Raw genomic sequence first — 25,759 nt, forward strand, 5'->3', positions numbered from 1 at the left:
GAGCATCCTTTGGAAACCGTAAAACTCAAATCGCCCATCGATGGTTCGATCTATGCCGAGCGACCGATCGCGACCGACCAGGCGATCAATGCCGCGGTCGAGCGCGCCAAAGCGGCGCAGGAGAAGTGGGCGCTGAAGCCGATCGTCGAGCGCGGCAAATTTATGCTGGCGATGCTCGAAGCGCTGGTCGCGATGACCGACGAGATCGTGCCGGAGATCGCCTGGCAGATGGGGCGACCGGTGCGCTATGGCGGCGAGTTCGACGGCGTCAGGGAACGCACCAATTACATGGTCGAGATCGCTGAAGCCGCGCTGAAATCCGTGCCGGCATCCAACCCGAAGGACGGCTTCCGACGCTATGTGAAGAAGGATCCGCTCGGCGTCGTCATGGTGATCGCGCCGTGGAACTATCCCTATCTGACCGCCGTCAACACCATCGTGCCGGCACTGATGGCCGGCAATACTGTTATCCTCAAACATGCGGCGCAGACGCTGCTGGTCGGCGAACGGTTCCAGCAGGCGTTCGACAAGGTTGGGCTGCCCAAGGGCGTGTTCCAGAATGTCGTGCTGAACCATGCCCAGACTGAGAAGCTGCTCGGCTCGGGCAAGATCGACCATGTCAATTTCACCGGTTCGGTCGGCGGCGGCCGCGCCATCGAGAAGGCGGCGGCCGGCACCTTCATGACGCTCGGGCTCGAACTCGGCGGCAAGGATCCGGCCTATGTGCTGCCCGACGCCAAGCTCGACCATGCGGTGGCCAATCTGGTCGACGGCGCCTTCTACAATTCCGGCCAGTGCTGCTGCGGCATCGAGCGCGTCTATGTGCATGAGAAGGTCTACGACCAGTTCGTCGAAGGTTTCATCGCCGAGACGAAGAATTATGTGGTCGGCAATCCGCTGGAACAGGCGACGACAATGGGGCCGATGGCGCAGGCGCGCTTTGCCGACCTGATCCGCGAGCAGAAGGCCGAGGCGCTGCGCAAGGGTGCAATCGCACACATCAATATGAAGGTGGCTAACGACAAGGCCGGCTCGCCCTATCTGGCGCCGGAAGTGCTGACCGGCGTCGACCACCAGATGAGCGTCATGCGCGAGGAAAGTTTTGGCCCGATCGTCGGCATCATGAAAGTGCGCAACGACGAGGAGGCGATCGCGCTGATGAACGACAGCCCCTACGGGCTGACCGCTTCGATCTGGACCGGCGATATCGAGCATGCGGTGGCGATCGGCGACCGCGTCGAGACCGGCACCGTGTTCATGAACCGCTGCGACTACCTCGATCCGGCGCTGGTCTGGACCGGCGTCAAGGACACCGGCAAAGGCGTCGCCCTTTCGGCGCTCGGCTACGACAATCTGACCCGGCCGAAATCTTTCCATCTGCGCGAAGCCATCTGATTTTTTGAAAGACAAGACATGTCCAAGCTGATCTCCAAATGGAACTACCCGACCACCGTCCGCTTCGGCGCCGGGCGCATCAAGGAACTGCCTGAGGTGCTCGCTGCCACCGGCATTAAGCGGCCGCTATTCGTCACCGATCCGGGGTTGGCGAAACTGCCGGTCGTCGCTTCGACGTTGAAAATCCTCGACGACGCCAAGGTATCCTATGGCGTGTTCTCCGAGGTGAAGCCGAACCCGGTCGATTCCAACCTCACCGCCGGCATCGCCGTGTTCAAGAAGGGCAAGCATGACGGCGTCATCGCCTTCGGCGGCGGTTCAGCGCTCGATCTCGGCAAGCTGATCGCGTTCCAGGCTGGCCAGACGCGGCCGATCTGGGACTTTGAGGATGTCGGCGACTGGTGGACGCGCGCCAATTCGGATGCCATCGCGCCGATCATCGCCGTGCCGACCACTGCCGGCACAGGCTCGGAAGTCGGGCGTGCCGGCGTCATCACCAATGAGGCGACGCACACCAAGAAGGTCATCTTCCATCCGAAGCTTTTGCCGGCAATCGTTATTGCCGATCCGGAACTGTCGGTCGGCATGCCCGGCTTCATCACCGCCGGCACCGGCATGGATGCGCTGGCACATTGCCTCGAAGCCTATTGCGCGCCGGGCTATCACCCGATGGCCGACGGCATTGCCGTCGAAGGTGTGCGCCTGGTGTTCGAGAACCTGCCCAAGGCCTACGCCAACGGCAAGGACCTTGTCGCGCGCGCCCACATGATGAGTGCGGCCGCCATGGGTGCTGCCGCCTTCCAGAAGGGTCTTGGCGCCATCCACTCGCTGTCGCATCCGATCGGCGCGCTCTACGACACCCATCACGGCATGACGAATGCGGTGTTCATGCCCTATGTCTTGGCCTTCAATCGCGACTCCATCGAGGAGCGGATTGCCCGGCTCGCTGCCTATTGCGGCATCAAGGGTGGCTTCGACGGCTTTGCCAAAGCGATCATCAAGCTGCGCAAGGAATTGAAGGTGCCGCATGCGCTGCCCGATCTGATCAAGGGGCTCGACATGGACAAGAAGCGCAAGGGGCTGATCGCCGACATGGCGGTGGTCGATCCGACAGCCGGCGGCAACCCGGTCAAGCTGACCAAGAAAGCAGCGCTGACGCTGCTCGAGAACACTATCGCCGGCACTGTCTGAGGCGGTTTCTGCGCCGGACGTGATCTAAAAACGAAGGGAAAGGAAGGGCAAGGGGGCAAAAAGCAAGGCAATAAACCATTAGCCGGGAAATTAAGTCGAGGCTAATTGCTACAGCCGGTTAAAAAGAGTTAACTTTTCGTACCGCCGGGGGCCAGTTTCAAAAAGCTTTCATCTGGCTGTCATATGAAACCGATACCGCATCGCAGGCGTCCAGGACGCCAGTTCAACGGAGAGAACACATGTTCAAGTTCACAGGGAAAGTGCTTTCCCTTTCGGCCGTCGCCCTCATGGCGACCTCTGCTATCTCGTCGGCCCAGTCCATGGATGAACTGGTTGCCGCTGCGAAGAAGGAAGGCCAGCTCACGACAATCGCGCTGCCGCATGACTGGTGCGGCTACGGCGCCGTCATCGACGGCTTCAAGGCAAAGTATCCTGAGATCACCATCAACGAACTCAACCCCGATGCCGGCTCCGGCGACGAGGTCGAGGCGATCAAGGCCAACAAGGACAACAAGGGCCCGCAGGCGCCCGACGTCATCGACGTTGGCCTGTCCTTCGGCCCGACCGCCAAGGCTGACGGCCTGATCCAGCCCTACAAAGTGTCGACCTGGGACTCGATCCCCGACAGCGCCAAGGATGCCGATGGTTACTGGACCGGCGACTACTATGGCGTGCTATCCTTCCTGGTGAACAAGGACCTCGTCAAGGAAGCGCCTGCTGACTGGGCTGACCTGCTGAAGCCGGAATTCGCCAACACCGTGGCGCTTGCCGGCGACCCGCGCGCCTCGAACCAGGCCATCCAGGCCGTCTACGCGGCCGGCATTTCCGGTGGTGCGGCTGCCGGCGAAGCTGCTGGCACTGCTGGTCTCGACTTCTTCAAGAAGCTTAACGCCGCCGGCAATTTCGTGCCGGTCATCGGCAAACCGGCGACCCTGGCACAAGGCCAGACGCCGATCCTGGTGACCTGGGATTACAATGCACTTGCCGGTCGCGACACGCTGAAGGGCAATCCGCCCGTCGACGTCGTCGTGCCCAAGACCGGTGTGGTTGCCGGCGTCTATGTGCAGGCGATCAGTGCTTTCGCACCGCATCCGAACGCTGCCAAGCTCTGGCTGGAGTATCTCTACTCCGACGAAGGCCAGATCGGCTGGCTGAAGGGCTATTGCCACCCGATCCGCTTCAACGATCTTGCCAAGAACGGCAAGCTCCCGGCGGACGTGATGGCCAAGCTGCCGCCGGCCGAGGCTTACGCTGCCGCGGTGTTCCCGACGCTGGACGAGCAGGGCAAGGCAAAGGAAGCCGTCACCAAGAACTGGGATGCCGTCGTCGGCGCCAACGTCAAGTAAGGCTTGAAACCAACCGGGCGGCCTCGCGGCCGCCCGGTGTTCCTCGGAGACGGTAGCCGGCGCATGACAGATATCTCGCTTTCCGATCACGCAGTTGCCGGGAAGACCGCGCCCCCCAGTGAGGCGCGTGCAATGCGACTGCCGACGCAATGGCTCGGCGTTGCGCCATTCTTCATCTTCGCCATCATGTTCCTGATCCTACCCACGCTCTATCTGATGCTGGGTGCATTCCAGAACGATGCCGGCGAATTCACGTTCGAAAACATAGCAGCACTGGCGCAGCCATCGATTGTCGCCGCCTACTGGATCTCGCTCAAGGTCAGCCTTTCCTCGTCGCTGATCGGCGCCTTCGCAGGTCTCGGCATCGCCATCGCCATCGTGCGCGGCGGCCTGCCGGAGTGGATACGTTCGGCGACGCTGACATTCTCCGGCGTGGCTTCCAATTTCGCCGGCGTACCGCTGGCCTTCGCCTTCATCGCCACGCTCGGACGCCTCGGTCTCGCCACGGTGCTGCTCAACACCGTGTTCGGCCTCAACATTTATGCGCACGGCTTCAACATCCTATCGTTCTGGGGCCTGACGCTGACCTATGTCTATTTCCAGATTCCCCTAATGGTGGTCATCATCACGCCGGCGATTGACGGCTTGAAGAAGGAGTGGGGCGAGGCTGCGGCGACGCTTGGCGCCACCCAGACGCAATACTGGCGCATGGTGGTCATCCCGGTGATCTGGCCGAGTTTCCTCGGCACGGTCATCCTGCTCTTCGCCAATGCCTTCGGCGCCATCGCCACCGCCTATGCGCTGACCGGCTCTTCACTCAACATCGTACCGATCCTGCTCTATGCGCAGATACGCGGTGACGTGCTGCACAATGCCCATCTCGGCTATGCGATCGCCTTCGGCATGATCGTCATCACCGGGCTGGCCAATGTCTTCTACATTTGGTTCCGGACGCGCTCGGAGAGGTGGCTGAAATGAAGTCCGGAAAATTCTGGGCCTGGGTCGTCTTCGGGCTGGGCGCGGCCTATTTCTTCATTCCGCTGATCGCGACGGTGGAATTTTCCTTGCGCATGCGGCGCGGCGCTTATTCCTTCGACGCCTATCAGATCGTGCTTGGCGACCCTCGTTTTCAGGCGACCTTTGGCTACTCAGTGCTTGCCGCCATCTTCACCATCATTCTGGGCGTGTTGATCGTGGTGCCCGCCGCCTACTGGATTCGACTGCGCCTGCCGCAACTGCGGCCGATCGTAGAGTTCATCACGCTGCTGCCGCTGGTCATTCCCGCCATCGTCATCGTCTTCGGCTATATCAGGATGTACGGTTCGAATTCGCCGCTGCCGTTCCTGGCGACCGACATGGGCACAAATGCCTTGCTGGTCATCGGCTATGCAATGCTGGCGCTGCCCTACATGTATCGCGCGGTCGATACCGGACTGCGCACCATCGACGTCAGGACGCTGACCGAAGCGGCGCAGATCCTTGGCGCCGGTTGGGGCACGATCATTGGTCGTGTGATCCTGCCCAATGTGCTGATCGCCGTGCTGTCGGGCGCCTTCCTTACCTTCGCCATCGTCATTGGCGAATTCACCATGGCCAGCTTGCTCAACCGGCCCGCCTTCGGCCCCTATCTGCAAAACGTTGGCGCCAACCGCGCCTATGAGCCGGCGGCGCTTGCCATCATCGCCTTCGCCATCACCTGGGGCTGTATGTCGCTGATCCAGATCCTGTCCCGTTTCGCGCCGAGATCGGCGAACCGCCCGAACTGATCGACAAAGTACTGATCGAAAGAAAAAGCCATGGCCGAACCATTCCTCTCCATCCAGCATGTGCGAAAATCCTTCGGCGCCACCACCGTGGTCGAAGATTTCAATCTTGATGTCGAGCCGGGCGAGTTCGTTTCCTTCCTTGGGCCATCGGGTTGCGGCAAGACCACCGTGCTGCGCATGGTCGCCGGTTTCGAAGAGCCGTCGGCGGGCAAGATCGTCGTCGCAGGCAAGGACATCACGAGGCTGAAGCCCAACCAGCGCAATGTCGGTATGGTGTTCCAGGCTTACGCGCTGTTCCCGAACCTGACCGTGGCGCAAAATATCGGCTTCGGCCTGAAGGTCGCCGGCATGGCAAGGGCAGAGATCGATTCCCGGGTCGCCGAGATGCTCGACATCATCAAGTTGCCGCAGATGGCGGACCGCTATCCCTATCAGCTCTCGGGCGGCCAGCAGCAGCGTATCGCGCTGGCGCGTGCCATCGCGCCGAAGCCGAAGCTGCTTCTGCTCGACGAGCCGCTGTCGGCGCTCGACGCCAAGGTACGTGTGTCGTTGCGCGAGGAAATCCGCTCGATCCAGAAGAAGCTCGGCATCACCACCATCTTCGTCACACATGACCAGGAAGAGGCGCTGTCGATCTCCGACCGCATCGCGGTGATGTATGGCGGCAAGGCCGAGCAGGTCGGCACGCCGTTCGAGATCTACAACCGGCCGGCGACCAAGTTCGTCGCCAATTTCGTCGGCACGCTGAACGTGCTCGAAGGCACTGTCACCGATGCCGCGTCCGGCAAGGTGCGCGTCAACACGCAGGAAGTCTCGCTAATGGGCAAGCTCAACGGCTCGAAGTCCGGTGACACGCTGTCGCTGGCGCTGCGACCGGAGGCGATTTCGCTCGGACGCCAACCCGGGCGCGATTCAAGCCTGTCGGGCGAAATCTCCGAAGTGCACTTCCTCGGCTCGGTCATTCGCGTTCGCGTCGGCATCGGCGGCAACACGGTGTCGCTCGACACCTTCAACAGCCCGGCAACGCCACCGCCCGCGGTCGGCGAGAAGGCCGACATATCGTTCTCATCAAGCGATATGCTGGTGCTGCACTAGCAAGCAGCATTTTGGCGCGACCGAGGCGGTCGATTCGAGCTGGCGCGATGAACGGCCGTATCATTGCCGGACCCCGAGTGCTGGATAATCAACAGCATCTTGCCATCCAGCCACTGCCCATGATGCCGCTTCGCCGCTACGATGGGCCATGGCGCTATTCGAACTTACCCTCATCCTGCTTCTGGCTGCCGTCGCGCTGACGGCGCTGTCGCGGCGGCTGGAAATTCCCTATCCGTCCCTGCTGGCTCTGGCCGGCGTCGCGATTGCCTTCGTACCCGGTGCGCCGACGATCGAGATCGATCCGGAGCTGGCGCTTGCCCTGTTCATCGCGCCGGTGCTTCTCGACGCCGCCTATGACACGTCGCTGCGCGACCTCAAGCGCTACCGGCTGTCGCTCGCGTTGCTCGCGCTGGGCGCCGTGGTCTTCACCACCGTGGTGGTTGCCTTGGTCGGCTGGAAGATGGCCGGCCTGCCGATCGCGGCGGCAATCGCGCTTGGCGCCATCGTCGCGCCACCGGATGCGGTGGCCGCATCCGCCGTGCTCAGCCAGTTCAAGGTACCGCACCGCATCACCGCCATCCTGCAGGGCGAGAGCCTGCTCAACGATGCCACGGCGCTGCTGATCTACCGGCTGGCGGTTTCGGCCGCGCTTGGCACGATCATGCTCAGCAACGCCGTTCCGGTGATCCTGCTGGCAACGATCGGCAGTGTGATCGCGGGCTATCTGTTTGGCCGCGTCTCGCTGCTGGCGCTCGGCCGCATCGAGGATGCGGCGAGCAGCACGGTGGTGCAGTTTGCCGGAACCTTCGCCGTGTGGATCATCGCCGACAGGCTCGGCCTTTCCGCCATCATCACCATCGTCGTCTATGCCATGACCATTGCGCGCAGGGCGCCGCGCCAGTCGTCGGCGAGACGCCGCGTCAGCACCTATTCGGTCTGGGAGTCGGCCGTGTTCGTGCTCAACGTGCTGGCTTTCGTGCTGATGGGCCTGCAGGCACGCACGATCGTTGGCAGGCTGGCCGGCGACGGGCAAGGCGAAGCATTCCTTTTCGCCGCAACGGTGCTGGTCGTCGTTATCGTCGCGCGCCTTGTCTGGGTGGCGAGTTACGTCGCGATCATCCGGTGGCTTGCCCGCTTCGGCAGCCAAGAGGCAAGGCGGGAATTGCCGACATTCGGCGGCGCCGTCATTGTGGGCTGGTGCGGCATGCGTGGGTTGGTGACGCTGGTGGTGGCCATTGCGCTGCCGGCCGATTTTCCCGGCCGCGACCCGATCGTGCTTGCCGCCTTCGCGGTGGTGCTGGGCACGCTGGTGCTGCAAGGCATGACGCTGAAGCCGCTGCTGCGCTGGATCAACTTCGACCCCGATAGAACCGTCGACAATGAGGTGGCGCAGGCGCGCGTCGCCATCATGCAGGCAGCACTGGACGTGCTGAGCCGCAAGACATCTGCGGCCGCCGCCGTCGTGCGCGAACAGTATGAAGCGCAGCGCCTGATTGCGGAAAACCCGGAGGACGCTCAGGCGGCGACCGAATACGACCGGCTGCGCCTCTATGCCATCAACCGCCAGCGCGACACGCTCGAGGAGTTGCGCAGCAACGGCACGATCGGCGACGAAGCCTACCACCGGCTGGAGGAAGAGATCGACTGGGCCGAACTGGCGGCATCGCCGGCGGGCCGGTTCCAGCCGCTGACCACATCATAGACGCTGGCCCAGTTCCGCCGTCGTGCCGGTACATTGCAACCAATCTGCCGAACCGCTACTGCCAAAGCGAAATTGAGCCGGATAAGCAATGAAGCTGGTCAGCTACAACATCCAGTACGGGTTCGGCGGCGATGGCCGTTACGATCTTTCGCGCGGCACCAAGCTGGTCGACGGCGCCGATATCATCGCGCTGCAGGAGGTCGAGCGGCATTGGCAGCGCACCAATGAGGACGACCAGCCGGAGGTCCTGTCCAAGCTGCTGCCTAGCTATTACTGGGTCTATGGCCCGGCCTTCGACATGGACGCCAGTGAGCAGCGCGACGGCCGGGTCGTCAACCGCCGCCGCCAGTTCGGCACCATGCTGCTGTCGAAGCTGCCGATCGCCTGGTCGCGGCTGCACGCGCTGCCCATGCGCCGCACGCTGCGGCCGCTCAACACGCGCAACGCCGCGCTCGAATGCATGATCCGCACGCCGGCCGGACCGGTAAGGGTCCTGTCGCTGCATCTCGCCCATATCGCGGCGGAGGAGCGTCTGGAGCAGATCGACTATCTCTTGGCCGAGCATCGCCGCGCGCCGTCCGAGGGCGGCCCGTGGAGCGGCGCGGACGATGAGCCTTCGCGCAACTGGACCAGCGGCGAGGCCGAGCCGGAGAACCCGACGGCGGCGATCTGGATGGGCGATTTCAACATGGAGCCTGGCAGCGCCGAATACAGCCGCATCGTCGGCAGCACGCCCTATCATCGCGGGGCGGCCTATCTCGACGGCTTTGTTGATGCCGCTGCCGTCGCTAGCGAGCCGGCTGCCGATTACCACACCCATGTGAAAACGATCGACAGGAAAGTGGCAAAACGCCGGCTCGACCATTGCTTCGTCGGCGGTATGTTCGCCGACCGTGTGCGCTCGGTCAGTGCCGATATAGGCGAGATCGCTTCAGACCATTTTCCGGTCCGGATCGATATCGATCTCGAAACGCCTTTGAGCTCGGGAGATCGGTGAGCCCTCGATGACGCTTTTCGTCTTCTTCGCGGTGCTTGCCGCCGCCGCCATGCACGCGATCTGGAACGCGCTGGTCAAGGTCCATCTCGATCGCTTCCTGTCGATCACGCTGATGACACTGGGCATGGGGTTTGCCGCGCTTTTCGTGCTGCCCTTCGTCGAGTTTCCGAAGGCCGAAGTGTGGCCTTTCATCATCGCCTCGGTGATTTTCCACATGGGCTACCGGACCTTCCTCATCGGCGCCTACAAGGCCGGCGATTTCGCCCAGACCTATCCGCTGGCGCGCGGCACGGCGCCGCTTTTGACCGCCCTCGGCGGCGTTGTCGTGGTGCAGGAGATGCCGGCGCCTTTCGCCATCCTCGGCATCCTGCTGCTGTCGGCCGGCACGTTGGTGATGTCGTTTCGCGGCGGCGCGCATCTGGAGCGGATCAATCTGCGGGCGGTCGGCTTTGCGCTCGGCACTTCGATCTTCATATCCAGCTACACGCTCTCCGACGGCAGCGGCGCGCGGCTGGCCGCAACGGCAACGAGCTATGCCGCATGGCTGTTCATCTGCGATGCCACGTGGGCGCTGGTGCTGTGCCTCATCTTTCGCGGGCCCAAGGCGCTGCCCGTGCTGGCGCGCGACTGGAAGGCAGGCCTGTTCACCGGCGTGCTTAGCGGCGCGGCCTACTGGATCGTCATGTGGGCGATGACCAAGGCGCCGATCGCCTCGGTGGCGTCGTTGCGCGAGACGTCGATCCTGTTTGCCATGATGATCTCGGTTTTCGCGCTCGGCGAGAAGATGACAGGCTGGCGCGGCGCCGCCGCGCTCAGCATCGTCGCCGGTGTCGTGGCCCTCAGACTGGGCTGAGAGCCTGATACTTCAGCAGAGCACCGTCATCACCTGTCCGCGCCGTTCCGGACTGAAGCGGATGACGACGATGATGCAGACGGCGACCACGCCGGCAAACAGCGCCAGCGCGTAGCCACGAGATTGGGCGAGAAGGCAGCCAGCGCGCCGATCACCGAATAGCTGACGATGTTGAGCATCAGAATGGGCTTGCGGCCATATTTGTCGGCCAGCCTGCCGAAGAAGAAGGCGCCGATGAAGCGTGTCGCCAGCGTCAGGAACAACGCTTTGGAGACTGCCGGGACGTCAGTGTTGAATTCGGTTGCGATATCGGTGAGCAGGAACGTCAGAAGGAAGAAATCAAAAGCGTCGAGCGTCCAGCCGAGGAAGGAGGCAAGGACGGTTTCTTCTGCTGCGCGGTGAGAGCCACGACGTTCCTCCTAAACGCCCCCGGGGAACGATATGTTCCTTGGGGCGCAAAAGAGAACAGGCGTCAGCCGGCTTTCGAAAGAAGCGCGGTCACTTTTTCGTAATGTCGAGATCGAACACCATCAGCCCGTCGGTGCCGCCTTCGAGCGCTGCGACCAATCGGGCGCCGGCGCGCTGATGCGCTTCATGCACGAGATAGGCGTCGCGGGCGGCGGCATCGCGGAAGTCGATGGTGAAGGCATGGCTGAAGCCGCGCGCGAACGGCTCCGGGCTGACATTGGTGCTGAAATGGACCGTGTCCATGCCGTCGACGACGGAGCGCAGTGCTTCGAGATCGGCGTGGATTGCCGTGCGCTCGGTGGCGGGCACATCGCTGCGGAAGCGTACGAAGACGCAGTGTCTGATCATTGGTTCGTTCTCCTAAGTGGCTATGCGGCCCGATTGCCGGAGAACACCGCCGGCGGAAGCGGCTCGCGGCCGAGGATGATGTCCGCGCCTTTTTCGCCGACCATGATGGTCGGCGCATTGGTGTTGGAGGAAGGCACGCGCGGCATCACCGAGGCATCGCAGACGCGCAGGCCCTCGATGCCGCGCAGGCGCAGGTCCGGTGTGACCACCGCCATATCGTCATGGCCCATGCGGCAGGTGCCCACGGGGTGATGGTCGGTCTTGGCGGTGCGGCAGGCATAGTCGATCAGCTCGTCATCGCTGGCGAGCGATCGTCCGGGCAGCACCTCGCGCAACACGTAAGGTGCAAGCGCCTTCTGCCGCATGATCTCGCGCGCAAGCCTGAGGCCCTTGATCGACATGGCGCGGTCATAAGGGTCCGACCAATAGTTGGGATCGATCAGCGGGTGGTCGGCCGGGTCGGCGCTGCTCAGCCGCACCGTGCCGCGCGAGCGCGGGCGCAGGAAGGCCGAGTTCAAGGTCACGCCGGGGTTCTTCAACCTCTCGACGCCGGCCTCGATGCCGGAGCCGAGTCCCAGATGGAACTGGATGTCGGGCGAGGCGGCGGTCGGATCGGCGTACCAGAAGCCGCCGGTCTCGAACAGGCTGGAGGCGACCGGCCCTTTCTTCAGCAGCAGATACTGCAAGCCGGCCCACGCGGTGCGGTGCAGCTTGGCGTAGTTGTCATAGGTGTGGTCGCCGGTGCATTCGGCGATGACGAACAAATCGAGATGGTCCTGCATGTTGGAGCCGACACCGGGCAGATCATGCACCGGCGTCACGCCGACCGATTTCAGGTGATCAGCCGGGCCGATGCCCGACTGCATCAACAGCTTCGGCGAACCGATGGCGCCGGACGAGACGATCACTTCGCGCTCGGCGCGCATGATGGTCTTCTCGCCGCCGGGTTTGTCAACGATCTCGACGCCGGTGGCGCGGCCTTTCTCGACGACGATGCGGGTGACCAGCACATCGGTTCGGACCGTCAGGTTCTTGCGGGCGCGGATGGGCTTCAAATAGGCGACCGAAGCGGATGAGCGCCGGGCGTCCTTCTGGGTCAGCTGGTAGTAGCCGACGCCTTCCTGGCTAGCGCCGTTGAAATCCGGGTTGAAGGGGATGCCCATCTCTTGGCCGGCGCGGAAATAGGCCTCGCAAATCGGCAGCGGCGAAATCGGGTTCGACACGCCGAGCGGCCCCTGGTCGCCGTGAAAATCGTTGGCGAAGCGCTGGTTGTTCTCGGCGCGCTTGAAATAGGGCAGCACGTCGCGATAGCCCCAGCCCGCGAGGCCCTCTTCCTTCTCCCATGCGTCGTAGTCGCGAGCGTTGCCGCGCGTGTATATCTGGGCATTGATGGACGAGCCGCCGCCGACCACCTTCGCCTGCGTATACCAGAAGACGCGGTCCTGCATGTGCCTCTGCGGCACAGTCGACCAGCCCCAGGAAGCGATGCCCTTGGTCATCTTGGCAAAGCCCGCCGGCATGTGGATGTAGGGGTGCCAGTCCTTGCCGCCGGCCTCGAGCAGCAGCACGGAATTCGCTGGATCCTCGCTCAGCCGGTTGGCCAGAACGCAGCCGGCCGGGCCGGCACCTACGATGATGTAGTCGGTCATAACTCTATCCACCTACAGTCGAGGCACGGAGAGCGCGCCGTCGACATTGATAATCGAGCCTGTGGAAAAGCCGAGCTTGCCGGCGGCAAGCGTCGCCACCACGGCGCCGATGTCCGATGCTTCGCCCCAGCGTTTTGCCGGCACCAGGCCGCTGTCGATAAGCGCGTCGTATTTGGCTGATACGCTCGCGGTCATGTCGGTGCGAATGATGCCGGGCCGCAGTTCGAACACGCCGATGTTTTCCGGCGCAAGCCGTAGCGCCAGGTTCTTCACCCACATCGAAAGGCCGGCTTTCGAGATGCAGTAGTCGGGGCGTTCCGGCGAGGCCATATCGGCGCTGACCGAGGTGATGGTGATGATCGAGCGCGGATGATTGCTGGGAGCCGCCAGCATCGCCTTGGCGACGGCCTGGCTAAGGAATACGGTGCCGCGCAGATTGATGCCGAGCGCACGGTCGAAGTTTTCGGGCGTCAGTTCCAGCAGGTCGCCGCGCACCACGGCGCCGACGCCGGCATTGTTGACGAGGCAGTCGATGCGGCTGAAGGCACGTATGGCGGCGTCGACGAGGGCCGTGTGATCCTCGAGGTTGGCGATATCACAACGGACATAGGCGAACTCCGCACCCCGTGCGGTGATGTTGGCGGCCAGTTCGTCCGGCGCTTGTTCGGCAAGGTCGGCGATCAAAATGTCGAAGCCGTCCCCGGCCAGCGCCTCGGCGCAGGCGAGCCCAATGCCGCGCGCACCGCCGGTGACGATTGCTGCGGGGCGGGTCATGCCGCGAGGTCCGTTCGGCGAATATGCTCGGCCACGCGCAGCGCCTGTGCCGCAATCGACAGCGCCGGATTCACGGCGGCCGAGTTCGGCAAAAAACTGGCGTCGACAACGAACAGGTTCGGGTGGTCGAAGGCGCGGCAGAAAGGGTCGAGCGGCGACGTCGCCGGATGGTCGCCCATTTTCACCGTGCCGCACTGGTGCGAGGGCGTGCGCTTGTCGAAGGGACGCGACAGCACGATGGGATAACCGCAGGCGCGGAAGTTCTCACGCATCACCCTGGTCAGCCCGTCCAGCGACTGCATGTTGGAGCGCCGCCATTGCATGACGATGTCCTTGCCGTCGACCATGATGCGGCTTTCCGGATCGGGTAGATCCTCGCACATCAGATACCAGTCGACAGCGTGACCGGCCATGTAATCGAGCGCGAATTTCGGCACGTGTTTGACGTTGGCCTTCAACATGTTGCCGTCGATCTTGCCGAGCAGCTGGACGTTGCCGAGCGGCTTGCCGCCTTTGCCGTCGGAGAGATAGTAGTCATTCAGCATCAGCGTCTTCTGGTAGACGCTGTCGTTCCTGCGGCGCGGATCGATCGCCAGCATGGCGCTCGAATTATGGTTCATGAAATTGCGGCCGACCTGGTCGGAGCGGTTGGCGAGGCCTTTGCCATCTGGTGAAGGCGAGCGCAGCAGGATGACGGCGGAATTGACCGCGCCGGCGGACAGGATGACCAGCTTCGGCGCGACTTTCTTCAGCTCGCCATTCTGACGGTAGTGAACGGCAGCGATGCTTTTGCCGTCGGACGACGCTTCGAGATATTCGACATGGCAGCCGGTTTCGAGCCGGATATTGCTGTCCTTGAGTGCAGCCGTCAGCGGTCCGGTCTGCGCATCAACCTTGCCCTGGGCGGTGTTGGGGAATGCGTCCCAGCCGGTCTTGCCCTCTTTCAGCCAGGTGTCGATGTCGACGCCGAGCGGCAGCGAGGCGGGGTGCAGGCCCAGTCCCTTCAGCTCGGCGCGGGCGCGCGCAATCGGCGCTTCGTCGGGCACCGGCTTGAAAGCATAGGGGATCGAGTGGAACGGTTCGGTCGGGTCCTCGCCGAGCGAGCCGCGGACGCGAAACAGCTGCTCGGCTTTCGAATACCAAGGCTCGAATTCATCGTAGGAAAACGGCCATGCCGGCGAGACGCCACCGAAGTGCTCCATGGCGGCGAAATCCTCTTTGCGGTAGCGGATCAGCACCGCGCCGTAGAATTTCGAATTGCCGCCGACATAGTAGTAATTGCCGGGGTTGAAGGCGCCGCCGCCGGGCTCGCGCCACATCTCCTTCGGACGGTAGTGGCCATCGACGAAGATCGAGCGCGTGTCGCGGGCATGCGGCGTTGCCGGCAAGGGCTCGCCGCGCTCCAGCATCAGGACCGAGGCGCCGCTGCCGGCCAGGCCGGAAGCGATCGTAGCGCCGCCGATGCCGGAGCCGATGATGACGATATCGGGGCTGACCATCTCGATCAGCGGATGCGGTGTTCGGTCGCCGGATCGAAGAACACGGCCTTGGTCAGGTTGAAGGCGAGCGGCGTGCTGGTGCCCGGCTGGATGTTGGCGTCGGCCCGCAACCGCGCCACCACGCCCTTGCCGCCGAGATTGGTCACCGCGAACGTGTCGGACCCTGCCGGCTCGACCACTTCGATGTGCAGGTCGGCAGTGGCAATGTTGGAGGCGTTGCGTTCCGCACCTTCCGGATCGGTCAGCGCTTCCGGGCGCACGCCGAAGATGATCGGCTTGCCCTGGAATGCCGAAAGACCCGCCGGCGCGTTGGCCATCGGCAGCGTGATCGGCTCGCGCGCCTCGCGCTCCAACACGACGGACAGCGCATTGCCCGACGTGGCAATGGTCGCCGGGATCAGGTTCATCGCTGGCGAACCCATGAAGTCGGCGACGAACAAATTGGTCGGGTTGTTGTAGATCTCGGCCGGGGTGCCGAACTGCTGCACCTCGCCGTCGCGCATGACGGCGATCTTGGTAGCCAGCGTCATCGCCTCGATCTGGTCGTGGGTGACGTAGACGATGGTTGTGCCGGTGGTGGCATGCAGGCGCTTGATCTCGATGCGCATGTCAACGCGCAATTTGGCGTCGAGGTTGGACAAAGGCTCGTCGAACAGGAACAGCTTGGGGTCGCGCACCAGCGCCCGGCCCATGGCGACGCGCTGGCGCTGGCCGCCGGAAAGCTGGCTCGGCTTGCGCTGCAGGAGGTGGCCGATCTGCAGGACCTTGGCCACCTTGTCGATCGCCTTTTGGCGTTCGTCGGCCGGCACGCCGCGCATCTCCATGCCGAAGGAGATGTTTCCGGCCACCGTCATGTTCGGATAGAGCGCATAGCTCTGGAACACCATGGCGATGTCGCGCTTGGATGGGTGCAGATCGTTGATGGCGCGGCCGTCGACGCGGATTTCGCCCTCGGTGATCTGCTCCAGGCCGGCAATCGTGTTGAGCAAGGTGGACTTGCCGCAGCCGGACGGGCCGACCAGCACCAGGAAGCCGCCCTTTTCGAGCTCGACATCGATGCCCTTCAGGATCTCGACATTCCCGAAGCGCTTCTTCAGCCCATCAATTTCCAGAAAAGCCATGGTCGTTCCTTCCGAATTGATCAGCCCTTGACCGCGCCAGCCATCAGCCCGCGCACGAAATAGCGGCCGGCGACGACATAGACGATCAGGGTGGGCAGAGCCGCGATCATCGCGGCCGCCATGTTGACGTTGTATTCGACGACGCCGGTCGAGGTGTTGACGACGTTGTTGAGCGCCACCGTCATCGGCATGGAGTCGCCTGTGCCGGCGTAAGCCGAAGCGAACAGGAAGTCGTTCCAGATGTTGGTGAACTGGTAGATGACGGTGACGACGAAGATCGGCATCGAGTTCGGCAGCATGATGCGGCGGAAGATCTGGAAGAAGGAGGCGCCGTCGACCTGTGCGGCCTTGATCAGCTCGTTCGGGAATGCCTCGTAATAGTTGCGGAAAAACAGTGTAGTGAAGCCGATGCCGTAGACGACATGGACGAAGACCAGGTTGACCGTCGGATTGCCGAGACCGAAACTCGTACCCGTCGCATTCTGCAGCTTCACGCCGAAACGTCCCAGGCTGCCGAGGATGGTCGCCATCGGCAGCAGCACCGACTGGAACGGAATGAAGCAGGCAAACAGCATCAGCCCGAACACCAGCGTGGCGCCGCGAAAACGCCATTTGGTCAAGACGTAGCCGTTGAGCGCGCCGAGCATGGTCGAGATCAGTACGGCTGGAACCACCATCTTGATCGAGTTCCAGAAATAGCCCTTGATGCCGGCGCAGGTGAGGCCGACGCAGGTCTCGCCCCAGGCCTTCAGCCACGGGTCGAAGGTCGGCGCCGTGGGCAACGCCAGCATGTTGCCGTTCTGGATCTCGTCCATGGTCTTGAACGAGGTCACCAGCATGACGAACAGCGGCATCAGATAAAACAGCGCAAACAGCGCCAGAAGCCCGTAGATGACGATGCGGTTGAGGGTCTTGGTGCTCATGCCGCCGGAGGCCTTTTGGGAAGCAGCGGGGCGGGCAGGGGTGGCGACAGCGCTCATCGCGGCTTCTCCCGCAGTTCGGAATAGAGATAGGGCACGATGATGGCGACGATGGTCATCAGCATGATCACGGCACTGGCCGAGCCGACGGCCATTTCGTTGCGCTTGAAGGTGTACTCATACATGAAGTTGGACGGCAGCCAGGCCGAGCCACCGGGGCCGCCGCTGGTCAGCGCCACCACGAGATCGTAGGACTTGATGGCAAGGTGCGCGAGCACGATGAAGGCCGACAGGAAGATTGGCCGCAGCAGCGGAATGACGATGCGGCGGTAGAGCTGAAAGGTGGTGGCACCGTCGATCTGCGCCGCCTTCATGATCTCGCCGTCAATGCCACGCAGGCCGGCCAGGAACATCGCCATGATGAAGCCGGAGGCCTGCCAGACGCCGGCAATGACCACCGTGTAGATGACGAAATCCTTGTTCTTGATCCAGTCGAAATGGAAGCTCGTCCAGCCCCACTGATGCAAGGTCTGCTCAAGACCGAGGCCGGGGTCGAGGAACCATTTCCAGGCGACGCCGGTGACGATGAAGGACAGCGCCATCGGGTAGAGATAGATCGGCCGCAACACGCCTTCGCCGCGAATCTTCTGGTCGAGCAGGATGGCCAGGAACAGGCCGAGCGCCAGGCAGATGGCGATGTAGAGAAAGCCAAAAATGCCCATATTGACGATCGACGTGTACCAGCTCGATGGCGGGTCGGAGTCGAACGTCCAGCCCCACAGCCGTAGATACGCGCGTGGTCCGGTAATGACATAGGACGGGAAGGTCTTGGAATTGGTGAAGGACAGATAGACAGTCCACAGGATAAAGCCATAGACGAAGACGATGGTGATGGCGAAGCTCGGCGCCAGCACGATCTTCGGCAGCGCGTCCTGCAATCGCGCGCGCACGGAGGGGCGAGACCGCTCGGGTGTCAGCTTGATCTGGGTCGTCGCTACACTGCTCATGAGGCTCCTCCCGTTAGGGTCGTCCGTGCTCTGCCGTCAGGAGGCAAGGCGGCCCCGTGCATACGGGTCTCTGGTCGGCATGGTGTTCAAGAGGGTTTCACCGTTTCACGGAAACGGCGAACCTCTCTAACTCTTTCTTTTACGCAATTCCGGCCGGAAAACCGCTCACACTTTTCCTGGAATTGCGCCAGCCGGCCAATCCTGAGGCGACCCTTCCCCGCCGAAGCGGGAAAGGTGTCTTGCTGGCCAGGGCTTACTTGGCGTCGTCGATTGCCTTGACCAGTTCGGTCACGGCTTCGTCCGAGGTCTTGATCTGACCGTGGACGAACTTCGAAACGACGTCCTTGTAGGCATTGGCGACCGCCGGAGGCGCGCCATAGCCCTGGGCAAGCGAGCCGAACAGTGTGCCGCCTTCGTTGGCAGCCTTCAGGTCGGCGATGCCCTTCTTGCCGCACGCGTCGAAGTCGGTGTCCGGAACGTCGGTACGGGCGGGAACCGAACCCTTGACGACGTTGAAGGCCGACTGGAAGCTCTTCGACAGGGTGGCGGTGGCCAACGCGACCTGGGCGGCCTTGCGGTCGTCCGGAACGTTGAACATGCCGAACATGTCGGAGTTGTAGACCACCGAGCCTTCCGTGCCCGGGAAGCGATAGCACAGGAAGTCGGTGCCCGGCGTTTTCTTGGCGGCGTTGAACTCGCCCTTGGCCCAGTCACCCATCACCTGCACCAGGGCATCGCCCTTGATGACCATGGCGGTGGCAAGGTTCCAGTCGCGGCCCGAGAAGTTCGGGTCGACATAGGTGACGAGCTTGGCGAGGTTGTCGAACGACTTCTTCATCGTGTCCGACTTGAGGGACTCGTCGTCGAGGTCGTTGAAGGCCTTCTTGTAGAACTCAGGTCCGCCGGTCGACAGCACAACCGAGTCGAACATGGTGGCTTCCTGCCAGTTCTGGCCGCCAAGGGCGAGCGGAATAACGCCAGCCGCCTTGGCTTTGTCGAGCAGGGCGACGAAGTCGTCGAAGGTCTTTGGCTCGGTGCCGCCGATCTTGTCCATCACCGCCTTGTTGATCCACAGCCAGTTGACGGAGTGGACGTTGACTGGAGCAGCGACCCACTTGCCGTCATAGACGGAGAACTTCTGCAGGGCTGCCGGAACCGACTTGTCCCAGCCTTCCTTCTTCGCCGTCTCGGTCAGGTCGCCCATGACGCCGGCCGCCGCATAGTCGAGCACGGTGTAGCCGAGCATCTGCGACGCGGTCGGGTAATTGCCGGCCGCGACCATCGCCTTCAGCGCAGTCATGGCGGCGTCGCCGCCACCACCGGCCACCGGCACGTCCTTCCAGGCATAGCCTTCCTTGGCAAGGTCGCCCTTGAGGACGTTGAGAGCAGCCGCTTCGCCGCCCGACGTCCACCAATGCAGCATCTGCACTTCCTTGACGTCCTCGGCATGGGCCGAGAAAGCAAAGGCCGTCGCCAGAGCCGTTCCGATAAGCATTTTGCGCAACATGTTCTACCTCCCTTGTTGCATTACACGACCGGTGGAAGCCCACCGGGTTCTTCCAAACTCAGCCGACCCACCAACCGGTGCGCTGGCCGCGATGAAACTGGATTGTCTTTTCCTCGGTATAATCCTCGACAGCGCGTTTGCCGAGTTCGCGTCCGATGCCGGACTGCTTGTAGCCCCCGAATGGCAGCTCGGGAAAGCCTTCCATGAATGTGTTCACCCAAACGGTCCCCGAACGCACACCACGCGCCACCGACATACAAGTGTCGATGCTGGCGCTCCACACCCCTGCCGACAGACCATAGGGCGTGTTGTTGGCGATGTGCAACGCCTTTTCAATCGATCCAAAAGTCAGCACGGAGAGCACCGGGCCAAACACTTCCTCGCGCGCAATAGCCATGTCTTCGGTAACGCCGCGAATGATGGTCGGATCGAGGTACTGGCCGGCATTGGACGCCAATTGGCCGCCACCGCTATAGACATTGCTGCCGTCTTTTGCTGCTGCCGCAACGTAATCTGCGACCTTGGTCAGATGGTCGGCGGAAATCATCGCGCCAACCTTGGTTCGGTCGTCGAGTGGGTCGCCGACCGTTACCTTGGCGGTCAGGGCCTTGACAGTGGCGAGGAAATCGTCGGCGATGGCTTCATGCACGATCAGCCGACTGCCGGCATTGCAGCATTCGCCGGCGTTGAAGAAGCCGCCGAACACTGCTGCGTCAGCGGCCGCCTCGAGATCGGCATCGGGGAAGACGATCTGGCCGTTCTTGCCGCCGAGCTCCATCGAGACTTTCTTCAGCGACTGCGCGGCGGAAGCCATGGTCATCTTGCCGACGCGGGTAGAGCCGGTGAACGACACCATCTCGACCAGCGGATGGCTGACCATCGGCCCCCCGACATCGGCGCCGAGGCCGGCCAGGATGTTGACGACGCCCGCGGGCAGGCCGGCCTGCATCAGGATGTCGCCGAGCACGAAGGTCGAGGCCGAGGTCATTTCGCTCGGCTTGACCACCGCGGTGCAGCCGGCGGCGAGCGCGAAGGGCAGTTTCTGGCTGACGATCAGGAACGGGAAATTCCACGGGGTGATGATCGAGACGACGCCGATCGGCTCGCGCAGGACCACGCCCAGCATGGCGTCGCCGAGATTGGCGTAGCTTTCGCCGTGCAGCGTGCGGGCGAGCGAGGCGGCATAGCGCCAGATGTCGATGGCGCCGCCGATCTCGCCGCGCGCCTGGGCGATCGGCTTGCCGGATTCCAGCGCATCGAGTCGGGCGATGTCTTCGAGCTGGGCCTCGATCAGGTCGGCCGTCTTGAGCAGGATGGCTGCGCGCTCGGCCGCCTTCGTGCGCGGCCACGGGCCGGTCTCGAATGCCTTGTGCGCGGCCTGCATGGCCGCCTCCACCTCGGCCTCGCCGGCCTGCGCATAGCGCGAAACGGTGAAGCCATGGCCGGGGCTGTTGCGCGCAATCGTGCGGCCGTCACGGGCATCGACATGCTTGCCGTCGATCAGGAGCTTGTAAACCTTCGGCGCCTTGGACGCCTCGGCCGGCATGGAAATGTTGAGCGGTGCGTTCATCATGCTTTCTCTAAGATCTGGAAAAGGCCGGCCTCTGCTTGGCCTTGAAGGCGCTCACGCCGGCTTTGAGGTCGCCGGTCAGCGCAACGAAGCCGCTGGCGAGCGCCTCGGTGGCGGCCGCACTTTCCTCGCCTTCGGCGACTGCGATCATCAGCTTGGCGGCTTCGGTTGCGAGCGGCCCGCGCCCGGCGATTTTTTCGGCCCAAGTCCTGGCCTCTGCCAGCGCCTGGCCGGTCTCGACCACACGATCGACAATGCCGAGGGCGAGCGCGTCGGGGGCGGCAAAGACCTCGCCGCCGAGCGCCATGCGGCGCACGATCTGCGCCCCGAAGCGGCGCACGGCGCGCTGCGTGCCGGACCAGCCGGGGACGACGCCGATCGATGTCTCGGGAAAGCCGAGCTTCACCTGCGTTTCGGCGACACGGAAGTCGCAGGCGACTGCCAGCTCCAGCCCGCCACCCAACGCATGGCCGGAAAGCACCGCGATGGTCGGTTGCCGCAGCCGCGCCAGTCGGTCGAAGACGCGGTGGCCGTAGCGCACCCATTGCACCTGAAAGTCGGCAGCGCTCATCTCGCCCCAGGCCTCGACATCGCCGCCGGCGCAAAAGCCCTTGCCTTCGCCGCGGATCAGCGCGACGCGCACGCCTTCAGCCATTTCGGCTTCGTCGAGCGCTGTCTCGAGCGCGCGCAGCATTGGAATGTCCAGCGCGTTGAACTTCTCCGGCCGGCGCAGCGTGACGATACCGATGGCGCCGTCCTGCTCGAAGGTGACGAGGCGCTCAGCCATGCGCGCCTCCGAGAGAAGCGCCGCCATTCAGCGACAGGCCGATCGGCCGATCCTGGTACAGCGCCGCCGGTGTCACCTTGAGGTCGTTGGCGACGCCGAGCGGTGTTTCGGACTGCGCCAGCACATCGCGTTCGAGGTCGATGCCAGGCGCCAGTTCCGTCACCATCAGACCGTCCGGCGTCAGCTTCATCACGCAGCGCTCGGTGACGTAGGTGATGTCCTGCCCTTGTGCGACGGCGCGCTTGCCGGAGAAGGAGATGTGCTCGACCTCGTTGACCACCTTCTTCACCTTGCCTTCTGCATCGATGCGAATGCCGCCATCGGCGAGCGACAGTTTTGCGCCGGCATTGAAGAAGCCGGAGAAGACGATCTTTTTCGCCCGTGCCGTGATGTCGACAAAGCCGCCGGCCCCGGCGGTGACATGTGGCCGGGCCGAGAGTTTCGACACGTTGACGGAGCCATGGCGGTCGATCTGCAAGAAGGAGAGCAGCGAGGCATCGAAGCCGCCGGCCTGGAAATAGATGAACTGGTGCGGCGAGGGCATGATCGCCTCGGCATTGGAAGCGCAGCCGAACTTGAAGTCGAGCAGCGGCACGCCGCCGACGGCGCCCTGCTCGATCACCCAGGTGACTTTGCCGTGCTGGTCTTCCTCGAGAAGGATACGCGGCACGTTTGCCGAGATGCCGAAGCCGATATTGACCGCCATGCCGTCGCGCAATTCCATGGCGACGCGGCGCGCGATTACTTTCTGGACGTTCATCTCAGCGTTGCGGAAGCTGGACAACGGCCGGAAGATCTCGCCCGAAATCGCCGGGTCGTAAGGCGTCAACGTCGTCTGCAACTGGTTCGGCGCCACCACGATGTGGTCTACCAGCACGCCGGGCACGCGCACGTCATGCGGCTTCAGCGTGCCGTTCTCGACGACGCGCTTGACCTGCGCAATGACGATGCCGCCATTGTTGCGCGCGGCGAGCGCCTGTTCGAGGCCGCCCAAATAGGCGCCTTCATGCTCGTAAGTGAGGTTGCCGCGCTCGTCGGCGGTGGTGGCGCGGATGATCGAAACGTTGGGCACGATCGAGCGGAAATAGAGCCATTCCTCGCCGTCGAACTGCTGCACCGAGACGATCGGCTCGCTTGCAGCCTCATTCATGGCGCAGCCCTGGTGGCGCGGGTCGGCAAAAGTGTCGAGGCCGACCTTGGTCAGCACGCCCGGCCGCTTGGCGGCGGCCTCGCGGTGCATGTCGAAAAGGATGCCGGAGGGCACGTTGTAGGCGGCGACCGAATTGTCGCCGATCATCTTCCATATCTGCGGCGGCTCGGACGAGGAGGGGCCTGAGGGATAGGAGCCGCAGAGCGTGCGCTTCAACAAGCCGGGCTTGGCCAGATGGTCGATGCCCTTGATGCCATACATGTCGCCGGCGGCGATCGGATGCAGCGTGGTGATGTCTTTCGGATGGCCTTCGGCGTCGAAGCGCTCGCCGATGGCAGCCAGGACGGCGTCAGGGCAGCCAAGGCCGCTCGACGACGAGACGGAGACGGTCATGCCGTCCTTGATGAGGCTTGCTGCTTCAGCGGCGGAGACGAGCTTGCTCACACGACACCTTTCGGATCGATAGTGACGGCCTTGCCGGACTTTGCCGACTGCAACGCTGCTTCGGCTGAGGCCAGCGACCAGACGCCGTCCTCGCCGGTGGCGGAGGGCTGGCCTTCTCCACGCATGGCGGCATGGAACTGGCGCAGCGACCTGGCGTAGAGGTCTTCTCGGTCGAAGCTCAGTTCTTCCTCGCCTTTGGCGGTGCGTAGCAGCACCGAGCCGACTGGCTTCTGCGTCATCACATTTTTTGCGACCAGCGAACCTTCGGAACCATGCACCTCAAAGCCGGTATCGGCGAACTTGGTTGTGAAGCCTTCATGCGACTGGGCGATGATGCCCGACCCGAAGCGCCAGATGCACATGGCGCCGTCTTCCAGCCCGCTGCTGGCCATGCCGGCCAACTGGGTGAAGGCCGAAATCTCGACCGGGTCGTCGCCGAGCACGAAGCGCAGCGTGTCGGCATCATGCACGGTGATGTCGAGCACCACGCCGCCGCCGGACTCAGGCTTGGTAATGCGCCAGCCCTGCAGGTTTTCCGGCAAATAGACGGAATGGAAGACGCGCGCGGCAATCGGCTTGCCGATATGGCCGGCTGATATGGCGTCGCGCATGGCGCGGTGGGCGCCGGCATTGCGCAGATGATGATTGGTGCCAAGCACGACACCGGCTTCCTTGGCGGCGGCGACCATTGTGCGCGCGTCGGCGCTGTTCAGCGCCAGCGGCTTTTCGCACAGAACATGCTTTCCCGCCTTGATCGCAGCCAATGCCTGTTCGAGATGCAGTTCATTGGTGGTCGAGATGTAGACGGCGTCGATTTCGGCGCCGAGCAGGTCGTCCAGCCTCGAGACGGCAAGCGGAATATTCTGTTCCGCGGCATAAGTCTTGGCGCGCTGCGGACTGGAGCTCATCACCGCCGCGATCTCGCCACCCTCTTGCGCGCGGATGGCGTTGATCATGAACTGTTTGGCGATCGTGCTGGCGCCGATCAGTCCCCATTTGACGCTCATGCCGCGTCTCCCATTCCTGCTGATGTGTCCTGGGCGCCGCGATCGGGACCGCAGCTGTCCCTGACGACTAGATTGACGGCGCCGATATGGTCCTCGGCATGCGTGATGCGCGACTGGATCATCTTCAGCATGACGTGGGCGGCGCGTTCGCCGAGGCCGGGTGTGTCCACCGAGACGCTGGTCAGCGCCGGCATATAATGCTCGGCCTCGACCACGTCGTCGAAGCCGACGACGGCGAAATCCGCGCCGGGCTCCAGCCAGCGCTTGCGCAGCGCCAGCATGACGCCGAAGGCGACGGCGTCGTTGAAGCACAGCGCCGCCGTCGGCGGCTCGGCCATGGCAAGGGCGGTTTCCAGGCAGGCGATCCCGCCCCTGCGGCTGGTCTCGCCTTCGACGACAAGCACGTCGCGTCTGGCCATGCCCAATGTCTCGCAAGCTTCACGAAAACCGCCCAGGCGCTCCTGATAGACGACCAGGTCGGAGGTGCCGCCGAAGAAGGCCAGCCGGCGATGGCCCTTGCCGATCAGATGGGCGGCGGCGAGATACGCGCCGCGATGGTTGTCAGGAGCGATCACCGGGATGCGGCTGTCCGGCAGGCGGCGCATGGCGAAGACGACCGGCACGCCCGCCATCTCGAGGCGACGGAAGGCGCCCGGCGTGGTGCCGCGTGCCGGTGACACGATCAGGCCTGCGACGCCCTGTTCCATCAGCGACTTCAGCACTTCTTCCTGGCGCACCGGGTTCTCCGCCGTGTTGGCGATGAAGGGCACGATGCCGGCTGACTGGAAGACGCGCTCCATGCCGACCGCCAGTTCGGCGAAAAAGGGGTTGGTGAGATCGTTGATGACCATGCCGATGACGTTGGAATGGGCTTTGCGCAGATTGGCGGCGCCGCGGTTGTAGACATAGCCGACATCCTCGATCGCCTTGCGAACCTTGACCGCGGTTTCAGGCCGGATCAGCCCTGAGCCTTGCAGCACAAGCGACACCGTCGATTTGGACACACCAGCCTCGCGGGCGATGTCCAGGATCGTTGCCTTGGCCCGGCTGGCCATGTCGGTGGTTTCCTCCGCTTAAATGGGCAAATCTATTGGAACGTTCTAATCACTCTGCCAACCGAGAGTCAATCGGGATTCTTGCGGAGATCGATAAGGTGATGAATG

The 25,759-nt window shown here is 63.3% G+C and carries 22 protein-coding genes and 1 pseudogene; 9 read left to right on the top strand and 14 right to left on the bottom strand.

Going from position 1 to position 25,759, the window contains the following annotated elements:
* Positions 1 to 9 precede the first annotated feature (9 nt).
* The 9 genes from NKJ75_RS01395 to NKJ75_RS01435 all read left to right on the top strand — a co-directional run bounded on the left by NKJ75_RS01395 (position 10) and on the right by NKJ75_RS01435 (position 10,345).
* Positions 10 to 1,395, top strand: coding sequence for an aldehyde dehydrogenase family protein (locus NKJ75_RS01395; RefSeq protein ID WP_352499064.1), 1,386 nt, complete (start codon positions 10 to 12; stop codon positions 1,393 to 1,395).
* 18 nt (positions 1,396 to 1,413) lie between these two features.
* A complete protein-coding gene (locus NKJ75_RS01400; RefSeq protein WP_023744178.1) occupies positions 1,414 to 2,586 on the top strand; it encodes an iron-containing alcohol dehydrogenase in 1,173 nt (390 codons plus the stop codon).
* A gap of 239 nt (positions 2,587 to 2,825) precedes the next feature.
* Complete coding sequence (locus NKJ75_RS01405; protein WP_023671169.1) at positions 2,826 to 3,932, top strand: ABC transporter substrate-binding protein; 1,107 nt, start codon at positions 2,826 to 2,828, stop codon at positions 3,930 to 3,932.
* Between the two features lie 63 nt (positions 3,933 to 3,995).
* Positions 3,996 to 4,910 carry an ABC transporter permease gene (locus NKJ75_RS01410; protein ID WP_023671170.1) on the top strand — a complete coding sequence of 305 codons (915 nt, stop codon included), beginning with the start codon at positions 3,996 to 3,998 and terminating at the stop codon, positions 4,908 to 4,910.
* On the top strand, positions 4,907 to 5,698 hold the full coding sequence (locus NKJ75_RS01415; RefSeq protein WP_023671171.1) for an ABC transporter permease: 792 nt from the start codon (positions 4,907 to 4,909) through the stop codon (positions 5,696 to 5,698). The genes NKJ75_RS01410 and NKJ75_RS01415 overlap by 4 nt, the downstream gene beginning before the upstream one ends.
* Before the next feature lie 30 nt (positions 5,699 to 5,728).
* Positions 5,729 to 6,793, top strand: coding sequence for an ABC transporter ATP-binding protein (locus NKJ75_RS01420; protein ID WP_023725205.1), 1,065 nt, complete (start codon positions 5,729 to 5,731; stop codon positions 6,791 to 6,793).
* Between the two features lie 148 nt (positions 6,794 to 6,941).
* A complete protein-coding gene (locus NKJ75_RS01425; protein WP_023704038.1) occupies positions 6,942 to 8,495 on the top strand; it encodes a cation:proton antiporter in 1,554 nt (517 codons plus the stop codon).
* Positions 8,496 to 8,583: 88 nt separating this feature from the next.
* Entirely contained in the window at positions 8,584 to 9,492 is a 909-nt protein-coding gene (locus NKJ75_RS01430; RefSeq protein WP_023833586.1) for an endonuclease/exonuclease/phosphatase family protein, read from the top strand.
* A 7-nt stretch (positions 9,493 to 9,499) separates the two neighbouring features.
* Entirely contained in the window at positions 9,500 to 10,345 is an 846-nt protein-coding gene (locus NKJ75_RS01435) for an EamA family transporter (RefSeq protein ID WP_023833585.1), read from the top strand.
* A gap of 119 nt (positions 10,346 to 10,464) precedes the next feature.
* On the opposite strand, the pseudogene NKJ75_RS01440 reads toward NKJ75_RS01435, so the two are convergent.
* The 14 genes and pseudogenes from NKJ75_RS01440 to NKJ75_RS01505 all read right to left on the bottom strand — a co-directional run.
* Positions 10,465 to 10,728 (bottom strand): annotated as a pseudogene (locus NKJ75_RS01440) (MFS transporter); the annotation flags it as partial.
* 115 nt (positions 10,729 to 10,843) lie between these two features.
* Positions 10,844 to 11,161 (bottom strand): Dabb family protein, encoded by a 318-nt coding sequence (locus tag NKJ75_RS01445; protein WP_023683219.1) that lies wholly within the window; start codon positions 11,159 to 11,161, stop codon positions 10,844 to 10,846.
* Positions 11,162 to 11,181: 20 nt separating this feature from the next.
* On the bottom strand, positions 11,182 to 12,810 hold the full coding sequence (locus NKJ75_RS01450; RefSeq protein ID WP_023833584.1) for a GMC family oxidoreductase: 1,629 nt from the start codon (positions 12,808 to 12,810) through the stop codon (positions 11,182 to 11,184).
* 12 nt (positions 12,811 to 12,822) lie between these two features.
* Entirely contained in the window at positions 12,823 to 13,584 is a 762-nt protein-coding gene (locus NKJ75_RS01455; RefSeq protein ID WP_023825182.1) for a 3-ketoacyl-ACP reductase, read from the bottom strand.
* The gene (locus NKJ75_RS01460; RefSeq protein ID WP_023833583.1) at positions 13,581 to 15,083 is read right to left on the bottom strand and encodes a GMC oxidoreductase; all 1,503 of its coding nucleotides are present in this window, start codon (positions 15,081 to 15,083) and stop codon (positions 13,581 to 13,583) included. The genes NKJ75_RS01455 and NKJ75_RS01460 overlap by 4 nt, the downstream gene beginning before the upstream one ends.
* Before the next feature lie 5 nt (positions 15,084 to 15,088).
* Positions 15,089 to 16,204, bottom strand: coding sequence for an ABC transporter ATP-binding protein (locus tag NKJ75_RS01465; protein WP_023671180.1), 1,116 nt, complete (start codon positions 16,202 to 16,204; stop codon positions 15,089 to 15,091).
* Positions 16,205 to 16,224: 20 nt separating this feature from the next.
* On the bottom strand, positions 16,225 to 17,184 hold the full coding sequence (locus tag NKJ75_RS01470; protein WP_023671181.1) for a carbohydrate ABC transporter permease: 960 nt from the start codon (positions 17,182 to 17,184) through the stop codon (positions 16,225 to 16,227).
* The gene (locus NKJ75_RS01475; RefSeq protein ID WP_023671182.1) at positions 17,181 to 18,131 is read right to left on the bottom strand and encodes a carbohydrate ABC transporter permease; all 951 of its coding nucleotides are present in this window, start codon (positions 18,129 to 18,131) and stop codon (positions 17,181 to 17,183) included. Before NKJ75_RS01475 ends, NKJ75_RS01470 begins: the two co-directional genes overlap by 4 nt.
* A 253-nt stretch (positions 18,132 to 18,384) precedes the next feature.
* A complete protein-coding gene (locus NKJ75_RS01480) occupies positions 18,385 to 19,638 on the bottom strand; it encodes an ABC transporter substrate-binding protein (RefSeq protein ID WP_032888198.1) in 1,254 nt (417 codons plus the stop codon).
* A gap of 58 nt (positions 19,639 to 19,696) precedes the next feature.
* Complete coding sequence (locus NKJ75_RS01485) at positions 19,697 to 21,208, bottom strand: aldehyde dehydrogenase family protein (protein ID WP_023833582.1); 1,512 nt, start codon at positions 21,206 to 21,208, stop codon at positions 19,697 to 19,699.
* 10 nt (positions 21,209 to 21,218) lie between these two features.
* Positions 21,219 to 21,995, bottom strand: coding sequence for an enoyl-CoA hydratase/isomerase family protein (locus tag NKJ75_RS01490; RefSeq protein ID WP_023744185.1), 777 nt, complete (start codon positions 21,993 to 21,995; stop codon positions 21,219 to 21,221).
* Positions 21,988 to 23,589, bottom strand: coding sequence for an acyl CoA:acetate/3-ketoacid CoA transferase (locus NKJ75_RS01495; protein ID WP_023833581.1), 1,602 nt, complete (start codon positions 23,587 to 23,589; stop codon positions 21,988 to 21,990). The genes NKJ75_RS01490 and NKJ75_RS01495 overlap by 8 nt, the downstream gene beginning before the upstream one ends.
* Positions 23,586 to 24,596, bottom strand: a complete 1,011-nt coding sequence (locus NKJ75_RS01500) for a Gfo/Idh/MocA family protein (protein WP_023833580.1) — start codon at positions 24,594 to 24,596, stop codon at positions 23,586 to 23,588. The genes NKJ75_RS01495 and NKJ75_RS01500 overlap by 4 nt, the downstream gene beginning before the upstream one ends.
* The gene (locus NKJ75_RS01505) at positions 24,593 to 25,651 is read right to left on the bottom strand and encodes a LacI family DNA-binding transcriptional regulator (protein WP_023744188.1); all 1,059 of its coding nucleotides are present in this window, start codon (positions 25,649 to 25,651) and stop codon (positions 24,593 to 24,595) included. Before NKJ75_RS01505 ends, NKJ75_RS01500 begins: the two co-directional genes overlap by 4 nt.
* Between the last annotated feature and the right edge of the window lie 108 nt (positions 25,652 to 25,759).

The organism is Mesorhizobium sp. M0058, assembly GCF_040323095.1.
GTDB lineage: Bacteria > Pseudomonadota > Alphaproteobacteria > Rhizobiales > Rhizobiaceae > Mesorhizobium.